This window comes from Sulfitobacter sp. (assembly GCF_041552635.1).
Classification (GTDB): domain Bacteria; phylum Pseudomonadota; class Alphaproteobacteria; order Rhodobacterales; family Rhodobacteraceae; genus Sulfitobacter.
Genome location: NZ_JBFEKM010000147.1, coordinates 1 through 10,543 on the forward strand (window position 1 = coordinate 1; position 10,543 = coordinate 10,543).

Consider the following 10,543-nt stretch of genomic DNA (forward strand, 5'->3'; position numbering starts at 1 on the left):
GGCCCCAAGCCTGATGTGGATGTGTTGGCGCAGGACTTGATGCGCAGGATTGCGGATGAAATGCCGTTGCTATTCGTTCCCCTTATGGCGCGTATCATGCTTTTGGCCCAAGGGCCGTTGGATCAGGCCAGTCTAGAGGATGCAATGCGACGTTTGATTGCGCGCACAAAGGTTTCGGATTCGATTGATCATGCAGATTTTTCCGCCTCGGTGGCAAAAGCGCGCGAGCATCTTGTGCAGCGGAGTTTTATCACTCGGGTGGGCGATGGCTATGTCGCGACGGTCGATGAGCGGCCTGCACTGACGTATTACGCAAACTCTGTCGCACATTTCTTTGACGGTTAGGCGGCAATTCGCGAAATGCTGCGGTTGCGAGGTTATAAAATTACAAAAAACGACCAATTCATGTTGCATTATTGCGTAAGCGGCCATATTCCAGCTTTAGACGCCGCGATTCTGCACTGCGGCACAACTCTATTCTGACTGTTGGAGACGGACATGGCCTTGGACACCAATATCGCGCAATATGACGCCCCCGAAAAAGACCTGTATGAAATGGGTGAAATTCCGCCAATGGGATACGTTCCCAAGCAAATGTACGCATGGGCGATCCGCCGCGAGCGGCACGGCAATCCCAACACGGCCATGATCGAAGAAGTGGTCGATGTACCCACGCTAGACAGTCACGAGGTGCTGGTTCTGGTGATGGCAGCCGGCGTAAACTATAATGGCGTTTGGGCTGCACTGGGCAAACCCATCAGCCCGTTTGATGGCCACAAGCAGCCGTACCACATCGCGGGTTCCGATGCTTCGGGCATTGTCTGGGCGGTTGGTGACAAGGTCAAACGCTGGAAAGTCGGCGACGAAGTTGTGATTCACTGCAATCAGGATGACGGTGACGACGAGGAGTGCAACGGCGGCGATCCGATGTATTCGCCAAGCCAGCGGATCTGGGGATACGAGACGCCGGACGGGTCCTTTGCCCAGTTCACCAATGTGCAAGCGCAGCAGTTGATGCCTCGCCCCAAGCACCTGACCTGGGAGGAATCGGCGTGCTATACACTTACGCTGGCCACCGCCTACCGTATGTTGTTCGGCCACGAGCCACATGACCTGAAGCCGGGCCAGAACGTTCTTGTCTGGGGCGCGTCGGGCGGGCTTGGATCTTATGCAATCCAGCTGATCAACACTGCGGGCGCGAACGCAATCGGCGTGATTTCAGACGAATCCAAACGTGATTTCGTGATGGATCTGGGGGCCAAAGGGGTTCTGAACCGCAAGGATTTCAATTGCTGGGGTCAGATGCCCACGGTGAACACGCCTGAATATGCCGCTTGGTTTAAGGAAGCGCGGAAATTCGGTGCCGCGATTTGGGAAATCACCGGCAAGGGTGTGAACGTTGACATGGTGTTCGAACACCCCGGCGAGGCAACGTTCCCGGTGTCGACTTTCGTTTGCAAAAAGGGCGGCATGGTCGTGATCTGCGCGGGGACAACAGGGTTCAACCTGACCCTGGATGTGCGTTATATGTGGATGCACCAAAAGCGTTTGCAGGGCAGTCACTTTGCCCACCTCAAGCAAGCGTCGGCTGCCAACAAGCTTATGCTTGAGCGTCGGTTGGATCCGTGCATGTCGGAAGTGTTCACTTGGGCAGACCTGCCTGACGCGCACATGAAGATGCTCGCGAACGAGCACAAGCCGGGCAACATGTCGGTTTTGGTTCAATCCCCGACCACAGGGCTGCGCACTCTGGAAGACGCGCTGGAGTTCAAAAAGTAGTCTGATTGTTTACAATTCAGAAACAATCGCCCGCGAATCAGGTCTCTGATCCGCGGGCGATTTTCGTTCCGAGAGACAGTTCTTGTCTAAACAGAGGCTTGGAAATCGGTGCCTCACCATAATTGGGGAGTTGGAATATGCGAATATACTCCAAATAGGCCACATGTTATGGTTGTGTTAATGAAGAATTAACCAATTAAGCGAGAGTCTAAACATGCAAAGTGACTGGATACTTGACGTTCTCACCGATCTTAAAACTTTCGCGACAATCAACGGTCTGCCTGCCCTCGCAGAGCAACTGGATGATACAGCGATAATTGCATTGGCCGAGATATCTGCACTGAAAGAACGGATTGGACGGCAAACGCATGGCAACGACCCTTACGCTGGACCAAATATTGGCGGCGCTGGAAAAGACCGACACGCTTGACGGTCTTCAGACCGCCAGCGAAGCGCTGCGCAGTTTTCTTGGCGTAGCGCATATTGTGTATCACTGGGTCGATTCCGCAGGTGATCAATATGGATGCGGAACCTATTCAACAGAATGGCAGACCCGCTATATCGAGCAGAATTATCTACGTGTTGATCCGGTCGTTTCCGGTTGCTTTCAACGATTTCATCCCGTCGACTGGAAGCGGCTTGATTGGTCCAGCAAGGCAGCACGCTCCTTGCTGACAGAAGCCATTGACTACGGCGTCGGCAATCAGGGCTTTACGGTGCCGATCCGGGGCCCCAACGGGCAATTTGCACTGTTCACCGTCAATGATAATTGTACGGATGACGCTTGGCAGGAATTCACAGAGTCCAACCGGCGTGACCTGATTTTGATTGCGCATTACTTTAACCAAAAGGCGCTAGAATTTGAGCCGGGGCGCACGCCAGAGGCCGCTCAGGCTTTGTCGCCGCGCGAGATTGATGCGATGACCCTGTTGGCGATAGGATACAACAGGGCGCAGGTAGCAGATACGCTGTCGATTTCGGAGCATACGCTGCGCGTCTACATTGAAAGCGCGCGATTCAAGCTGGGGGCTATGAATACAACCCATGCCGTGGCCCGTGCGCTGAGTCGCGGACTGATTGTCGTATAGTCACCGTTGCAAGAGGGGGGCCAGCCCCCCCCGTCCTACGGACTCTGCCCGGGATTTTGATCCATTTGGAAGCGGGATTGTTGCGCGTCTGTGCCATGGGCCGTACGGGCAGGTGCGGCGGTGTTAAGGGTCGGTTTGTTATTCCTTTTCTCACATTCAGTGGGGAAAGAGACACATTATGTTGCGATATCTTTATGGCGATGAACTAGCATCGCATCGGCGTTTGGCAGAAAGCATGTTTCGGGATCGGGCAGAGCAGTTCAAGATGCGCCTGAATTGGGATGTGACCGTCGATGCCAACGGGTTCGAGCGGGATGAATATGACGATCTTAATCCGCTCTATGTGATCTGGGAACGGCCCGACGGCACGCATGGCGGTTCGATGCGGTTCTTGCCGACCACCGGCAGGGTGATGGTGAACGAGCATTTTGCAGATCTCTTGAGCGGTCCGATCAAGAGCCCTTTGATCTGGGAATGCACGCGGTTCTGTTTAGCCAAAGGGGCACCGGCGCATGTGGCGGCGGCGCTGATGTTGGGCGGCGGCGAGATTATGCAGGGGTTTGGTGTTTCGCATTTTGCCGGTGTATTTGATGCCCGTATGGTGCGCATTTACCGCATGACGGGATCATCGCCGGAAATTCTGGGCAGCAGCGGTGAAGGCGCGGCCAAAATCAGTGTGGGCTTGTGGGAGTTCGACGAGGCCGCACAGCAACAGGTGGCAAAGCGTGCGGGCTTGTCTGTGGTTCAGTCGCGACACTGGTTCGAGCAGCGTTTTGGCGCGCAGAGCAACCTTGATGTTGCGATTTGCGGCTAACCTGTCTGGCCCCCGGCGCGCCCCTGATTTAGGGTCGCGCCATGACAACACCTGCGCTGACCTATTCTGACGATCAAGCCGCTGCATTTGACAGTGTCGCCGACATGCTGCGCCATGCGGGCATTGACCTTGATGACAGTTTGTTGATGCCGCCAGCGGGTGGCAAGGATCAGGTGATGGCCGTGACGGGAAAGGCCGGTTCGGGCAAGACCCTTTTGCTGGCCGAACTTTACAAGGCATTGGAAGCAGCGGGCGTCGACATTGTGTCGGGCGATTATGAATCCCGCAAGCGTAAGGACAAGCGGTCGCTGGCCATTTTGGCCCCGACAAACAAGGCCGCATCGGTGTTGCGCCTGCGTGGGGTGCCTGCGACGACGATTCACCGGATATTATATACGCCGGTTTACGATCCGGAATACGAACGCATTGCCGAATGGCTGGCGGGCAACGGCGAGCGGCCCGTAATCGAGGGCATGAACGAAGTCGCGCTGGACCGGGCCTTTGCCTTTTACGCCAACAATAAATCGATCCCCGGTGCGCTGGCAGCTGCCGGTTTGCGCGGCAGCGATTTTATCACCGGTTGGAAGCGGCGCGAAGAACCCTTGGACATCGGCTTTGTTGATGAAAGTTCGATGCTGGATGACAAGCAGTTCGAGGATTTGAAAGAGATTTTCCCGACATTGCTGTTGTTTGGTGACCCCGCACAGTTGGCCCCTGTCGGGCAATCCGGCACCATGGTGTTCGAAAAGCTGCCCGAAGGGCGCGTTCTTAACCTAAGCCGGATTCACCGCCAGCAGGCCGATAACCCTATTCTTGATCTGGCCCATGCGTTGGCCGACCCTGATCTGACATTTGAGCAGTTCGAGAGGATGATCGAAGCGGCATCGAAAAAAGATGACCGCGTTGTCTGGGGGCAGCGGGTCGAGGTGGATTTGATGGCGCGGTCACCGGTTCTGGTATGGCGCAATGCGACGCGTATCCGGCTGATCAACGCATTTCGCGCTGTGCACGGTGCCCCGGAAGACGCGCTGCTGGAAGGCGAGCCGTTGATTTGCGACGGGATCGAACTGCCGCTGAAGCACCGCAAGAAGCGGCTGGACCTTGAGGCGCGCGGATTGATCAAAGGTGCGCAGGTCATCTATCTGGGAAACGGGCGCAAGCCGGGGTTCAGTCGCCTGCATGTGATGGGGGCAGAGGACCCGCAGATTTCAGCCGCGTCGATTGTGAAAATCGAAAAGCCGGACGAGGAAGAGCCTTTTATCCCCTTTGCGGCACGTATGGGGGCCACGTTCCTGCACGGTGCGGCGGTGACCATTCATAAGGCGCAGGGCAGCCAGTGGGACACGGTGCAGGTGTTTGCGCCTGATCTGTACGCAGCGGCGCGTATGGGCCGCTCTGAGGCGGGGCAGCCCTTGTGGAAGCGCCTTGCCTATGTGGCCATCACCCGCGCCCAAGAACGGCTGATTTGGGTGGTACGGAACCGGTTGTCAAAACCGACGGGCATGCTGCGGGTGGATGATCTGCGTGCAGCCCCAGTCGCACCGCTTAGCCTTGCCGTGCAAACCGAAGAGGAAGACGTATGAAAAGCATTCTTATCACCGGGGCAAGCTCCGGCATCGGACGTGCCACGGCAGAGCTTTTTTTGCAGACAGGCTGGCGTGTGGGCTTGATCGCGCGGCGTGCGGACCGGTTGAAAGAGATGGCAGCAGAGCATCCGAATGCAGTGGCCTTGCCCGCCGATGTGACCGACCCACAGGTCATGCGCCAAGCGTTTGAGGATTTTGGCCATATCGACGTGCTGTTCAATAACGCGGGCCTGTTTGGCGTGGCTGCGCCCATCGACGAGGTCCCGCTAGAGGTTTGGACCGAGGTCATGCAGGTCAACATCAACGGGATGTTCATTGCGGCACAGCTGGCGTTCGAGCAGATGCGCAAGCAGCCCGAGGGCGGGCGGATCATCAACAATGGCTCCCTGTCGGCCTATGTGCCGCGGCCCGGATCGGTCTGCTACACGATGAGCAAACACGCCGTGACGGGGCTGACCAAAACGCTATCGCTGGACGGGCGGCCCTTTAACATCGCCTGCGGCCAGATCGACATCGGCAACGCGGAAAGTGAGTTGGTCGCAGGGCTGAAAGCCGTCAATCCTGATATGGACACCATGGATGTGGCGCATGCGGCGTCATCCGTGCTGCATATGGCGCAGATGCCAGCGCAGGCGAATGTGCAATTCTTGACCGTGATGGCGACCAAAATGCCATATATCGGGCGCGGTTAACGGCGCAGCAGTGCAAAGGCAGCAGATGCAGCCCAGCCGGCTGCAATTGCGATAGCCAGCGACATCAACCCGTAAACCAGCGACTGTTCGCGCGACAGGTTATACAGCCACCTTTCCAGCCCGACTTTACGCACATCAATCACCGTTTCATATTGCGCGATCACCTTACCCTCGCGCGTCAGAAAGATACGCGTGTTGTAGTCGCCTTCGATCAGGGCGGCGGGCAGTTGGACATTTGCACGAAAAAGGGTCTGCTGGTCGACCGTAACGCCGTCTTCGATCAGCTGGTATTGGTTTGACTTGCGGCGGATGCGGATCAGCGCCTCGGTGAAGGCTGCAGAATTTGTGATGTTCATGGGCGCACCGACCGAACGGATCGCGCGCGGTACCGATATCCTATAGCGCAGGTCTTCTATTCGGCTTAGTACGTCGCGCAAAGGGGCGCTCGTCGCGACGGCATAAAAACTGGGGGCATGGTCGATTTCGACTGCGTCCACATTGAGCCAGATACCGAATTTCTTTTCTTTGCGGCGCATCACCAACGGCTCTGACGGGCCGGAAACAGTCACGACGACCTCAAGCTCGGGCCCCTTGGGGATCGGTGTTTCGCGCTTCACCGCGCCAAAGATTATGATTTCGGAGCCATTGAAATTGGTGGAGATCGAAACCTGGCTTTGGTTGAGCCCCAGTACGATGTCCTCTTGGGCGAGGGCAGGGGTTATCATCAGCAACCCGGCCGTCACCATACCCGCCACCGCGCGGATCACGAGCTGAACCCGATTGAATAAAGCTCGGATGGTTGCAGCAGCAGATCCAGCGCCAGCTTGCCACAGACAATCAGCACCAGCAGGGCCAGCAAAATGCGCAGCTGTTCGGCCTTAAGCTTGGCCCCGAGGGTCGTGCCGAACTGCGCGCCGATCACACCACCGATCAACAGCAAAACAGCCAGTACGATATCGACCGTATAGTTGGTGGTTGCATGCAAAAGTGTGGTGAACGCGGTCACGAAAATGATCTGGAACAATGACGTCCCGACAACCACCTTGGTGGGCATGCCCAGCAGATATATCATCGCGGGCACCATGATAAAGCCGCCGCCGACACCCATGATCGCGGCCAACAAACCGACAAAGGCCCCAACCAGCAACGGCGGAATGACCGAGATATAAAGCCCCGTCACACGAAACCGCATCTTGAACGGCAGCTTCTGGATCCATGTGTGTTTCTTGCGCGGTTGCCGCTTGCCTGACCGTGTCTTGTAAAGCGCATTGAGCGATTCAATAAACATCAACCCGCCGATGATGCCCAGAAAAACCACATAGCAAAGATTGACCAGCAGATCGACTTGGCCCAGTGATTTCAGATAGTTAAAGATTCCAACGCCGCACGCAGCCCCGACAAGGCCGCCCGCAAGCAATACGCTGCCCATCCTGAGATCAACGGTTTTTCGCTTTAGATGTGCCAAAAGCGCCGAAAACGACGACGCCACAATCTGGTTTGCGCCGGTCGCCACGGCGACGGCTGGTGGAATGCCGATAAAGAACAATAGCGGCGTGATCAGAAAGCCACCGCCGACACCGAACATGCCCGACAAGACGCCTACAATGCCGCCCAACCCCAAAAGGAGGAAGGCGTTAACCGAAATTTCGGCGATGGGCAGGTATATTTGCATAGATGCTGATAGCCCGATCTTAAGTGGAAAATCAATTGTCGATGCTGCGTTGCAAAGCTTTCTAGACAGCCCGGTTCCGCTTAGCGTTCCTTTACGTATGGCTCTCCGCCTGCGCGGGGTGGGATCGCCTTGCCGACAAAGCCGGCAAGGATGATGACGGTCATCACATAGGGCAAGGCCCCGAGAAGCTGGCCCTGTACCTTGATCCCGATCAGCGCTTCGATCACGTCGGGGCGTGTTTCAAGCGCGCCGAACAGGCCGAACAGCAGCGTCGCCCAAAGCGCATACCATGGCCGCCATTTGGCAAAAATCAACGCCGCCAGCGCGATATAGCCACGCCCCGCCGACATATCCTTGATAAATCCTGCCTGCAGCGCGGTGCTTAGATACGCGCCCGCGATGCCGCACAGTACGCCGCAAATGCACACCGCCGCATAGCGCAGCCCGATGACGGAAACGCCCGCCGTGTCCACCGCAGCAGGGTTTTCTCCGACGGCCCGCAACCGCAGGCCAAAGCGGGTGCGGTACAGCAGCCACCACGTCAAAGGCACGGCAGCAAAAGCCATGTAAACAAGGATCGAATGGCCTGAAATCAGTTCGGCGTATAACGGCCCGATAAAGGGGGTTGGTTCAATCTGGTCGGCAAAGGGCAGGGTGATCGGATTAAACCGTGCCCCCCCGATCAAAGACGGTGTGCGCCCGCCTTGCTGGAACCAGCTTTGTGCGATCAATACCGTCAGCCCGGCGGCCAAAAAGTTGATCGCAACGCCCGAGATCAACTGGTTGCCGCGAAAGGTTATGGATGCCAACCCATGCAGCAGACTTAGCGCCATCGAGGCTGCGATGCCCGCCAACAGGCCCAGCCAGACATTACCGCTGATCGCGGCAATGGCCGCCGAAAAGAACGCCGCCGCCAGCATCTTGCCATCAAGGCCGATATCAAAAATACCGGCGCGTTCCGAAAACAACCCGGCAAGACAGGCCAGCAGCAAAGGTGTGGCCAGGCGCACCGTACTGTCGAGCAGTTGGATAAGGGTCATGTAATCCATTATTCTGCAGGCTCCACCGGTTGACGCTCGGGCTTGGGGGCGCGGGCGGCGCGCACCCAAAGGAATATTTTCTCAAGCGGCATGCGGACCATGTTGTCCAGCGCGCCGGTGAACAGGATAACCAGCGCCTGAATGACGACGATCAATTCGCGCGGTATCGACGTCCAAAGCGCCAGTTCCGCGCCGCCCTGATACAGAAACCCGAACAGGATTGCGGCCAGGAACACGCCCAAAGGATGGCTGCGCCCCATCAGCGCCACGGCGATCCCGATGAAGCCTGCACCTTCGGTGGCGTTCAAAACCAGCCGTTCGGCTTCACCCATGACGTTGTTGATCGCCATCATGCCCGCCAGACCGCCAGAGATGATCATTGTGATCATGGTGATCTTGACGGGCGAGATGCCAGCATATTTTGCCGCCGATTCCGAATGGCCATAAGCGCGGATTTCATACCCCAGCCGTGTGCGCCAGATCAGCACCCATAGGAATATACAGGCCGCGATGGCAACCAAAAGCGAGATGTTGGCCGGTGCCGCTTTGGAAAAGTTAATCCCGATGGGGGCCAGCAGATCATGCAGCGTCGGCAGTTTGGTCGCATCGGGGAAACGGGCCGTAGCCGGATCCATGCTGCCCTGAGGGCGCATCATATTCACAAGGATATAGTTCAGCACGGCCGCTGCGATAAAGTTGAACATGATCGTGGTGATGACGATATGGCTGCCGCGTTTGGCCTGTAGAAACGCAGGTATGGCGGCCCAGACGGCCCCAAATAGTGCGGCCATCGCCGTTGCCCCGATCAGCGCCAGCGACCAATGGGGCCACGGGATGTAAAGACAGGCCAGTGCCACGCCCAAACCGCCCAGCATCGCCTGACCTTCGCCGCCGATGTTGAACAGGCGCGCATGAAAGGCAATCGCCACGCACAGGCCGGTGAACATGAAATTCGTCGCATAGTACAGCGTATAACCCCAGCCATAAGTGCTGCCCAAGGCACCAGTGACCATCAGTTTGACGGCGGCAACGGGGTCTTCACCGATACCCAAGATCACCAGCGCCGACAGGATCGCCGCCAGCAAAAGCGAGATAAGCGGCACAAGGACAATTTCGGCCCATTTTGGCATTACGTCCATATCACACTTCCTTATGCGGGTCGCCGCCCGCATGGGCGAGGTTATCTTCGATTTCTTCGATGGAGTGGGGCGTGTCTGTATCGGTGATGCCTGCCATCATCAGTCCCAACTCTTTTTCATCGGTGGCGCTGGCATCGCGGATGCCCATGACCTGACCGTCAAACATCACGGCGACGCGGTCGCTCAGCGCGAGGATTTCTTCAAGTTCGACCGAGACGAGCAGGATCGCTTTGCCTTGATCGCGCAGGGCGACAATCTGTTGGTGGATGAATTCGATGGCGCCGATGTCCACACCGCGCGTTGGTTGCCCGATCAGCAACAGGTCGGGGTTGCGTTCGATTTCGCGAGCAAGGACGATCTTTTGCTGGTTGCCGCCGGAAAAGTTTTTAGCCTCAAGCTTGGGGTTTGGGGGCCGAACGTCGAAACGTTCCATTTTATCGACGGTGTCCGCCTTGATCGCGGCGTTGTTCATCAAGATGCCGCTGCGATAAGCGGGGTCTTTGTGATACCCAAAGGCGGTATTTTCCCACGCCTGATAGTCCATGATCAGACCCTCGCGCTGGCGGTCTTCGGGCACATGGGCGATGCCATGATTGCGCCGCGACTGGCCGTCGGAATGTTTGCCGGTCAGGTCCAGCGCCTGGCCTTTGACCCGCACCGATCCTTTGCCGGTCTGATATCCGCCCAACACCTCGAGAAGTTCTGACTGGCCGTTTCCGGCCACGCCTGCCAC

The 10,543-nt window shown here is 57.2% G+C and carries 10 protein-coding genes and 1 pseudogene; 6 read left to right on the forward strand and 5 right to left on the reverse strand.

The genetic code is table 11. The features are described 5' to 3' along the window. The 6 genes and pseudogenes from ABYT07_RS15700 to ABYT07_RS15725 form a co-directional block, all read left to right on the forward strand. A pseudogene (locus ABYT07_RS15700) lies at positions 1-345 on the forward strand (glycerol-3-phosphate acyltransferase); the annotation flags it as partial. A 153-nt stretch (positions 346-498) separates the two neighbouring features. Further along, entirely contained in the window at positions 499-1,779 is a 1,281-nt protein-coding gene (gene ccrA, locus ABYT07_RS15705) for a crotonyl-CoA carboxylase/reductase (protein WP_372992981.1), read from the forward strand. A gap of 368 nt (positions 1,780-2,147) precedes the next feature. After that, a complete protein-coding gene (locus ABYT07_RS15710) occupies positions 2,148-2,867 on the forward strand; it encodes an autoinducer binding domain-containing protein (protein WP_372992982.1) in 720 nt (239 codons plus the stop codon). Positions 2,868-3,045: 178 nt separating this feature from the next. Next, positions 3,046-3,681, forward strand: coding sequence for an acyl-homoserine-lactone synthase (locus ABYT07_RS15715; protein ID WP_372992983.1), 636 nt, complete (start codon positions 3,046-3,048; stop codon positions 3,679-3,681). A 41-nt stretch (positions 3,682-3,722) separates the two neighbouring features. Beyond that, entirely contained in the window at positions 3,723-5,264 is a 1,542-nt protein-coding gene (locus ABYT07_RS15720) for an ATP-dependent RecD-like DNA helicase (protein ID WP_372992984.1), read from the forward strand. Then, a complete protein-coding gene (locus tag ABYT07_RS15725) occupies positions 5,261-5,959 on the forward strand; it encodes an SDR family oxidoreductase (protein ID WP_372992985.1) in 699 nt (232 codons plus the stop codon). Before ABYT07_RS15720 ends, ABYT07_RS15725 begins: the two co-directional genes overlap by 4 nt. Here the strand turns inward: ABYT07_RS15725 and ABYT07_RS15730 are convergent. The 5 genes from ABYT07_RS15730 to ABYT07_RS15750 all read right to left on the reverse strand — a co-directional run. Then, positions 5,956-6,684, reverse strand: a complete 729-nt coding sequence (locus tag ABYT07_RS15730; RefSeq protein WP_372992986.1) for a TIGR02186 family protein — start codon at positions 6,682-6,684, stop codon at positions 5,956-5,958. The genes ABYT07_RS15725 and ABYT07_RS15730 overlap by 4 nt on opposite strands. Positions 6,685-6,722: 38 nt before the next feature. Further along, the gene (locus ABYT07_RS15735) at positions 6,723-7,631 is read right to left on the reverse strand and encodes a sulfite exporter TauE/SafE family protein (protein WP_372992987.1); all 909 of its coding nucleotides are present in this window, start codon (positions 7,629-7,631) and stop codon (positions 6,723-6,725) included. A gap of 80 nt (positions 7,632-7,711) precedes the next feature. Further along, on the reverse strand, positions 7,712-8,680 hold the full coding sequence (locus ABYT07_RS15740; RefSeq protein ID WP_372992988.1) for an ABC transporter permease: 969 nt from the start codon (positions 8,678-8,680) through the stop codon (positions 7,712-7,714). Continuing rightward, entirely contained in the window at positions 8,680-9,810 is a 1,131-nt protein-coding gene (locus ABYT07_RS15745) for an ABC transporter permease (protein ID WP_372992989.1), read from the reverse strand. The genes ABYT07_RS15740 and ABYT07_RS15745 overlap by 1 nt, the downstream gene beginning before the upstream one ends. A 1-nt stretch (position 9,811) precedes the next feature. Continuing rightward, a partial coding sequence (locus tag ABYT07_RS15750) for an ATP-binding cassette domain-containing protein (protein WP_372992990.1) occupies positions 9,812-10,543 on the reverse strand: 732 nt, incomplete at its 5' end.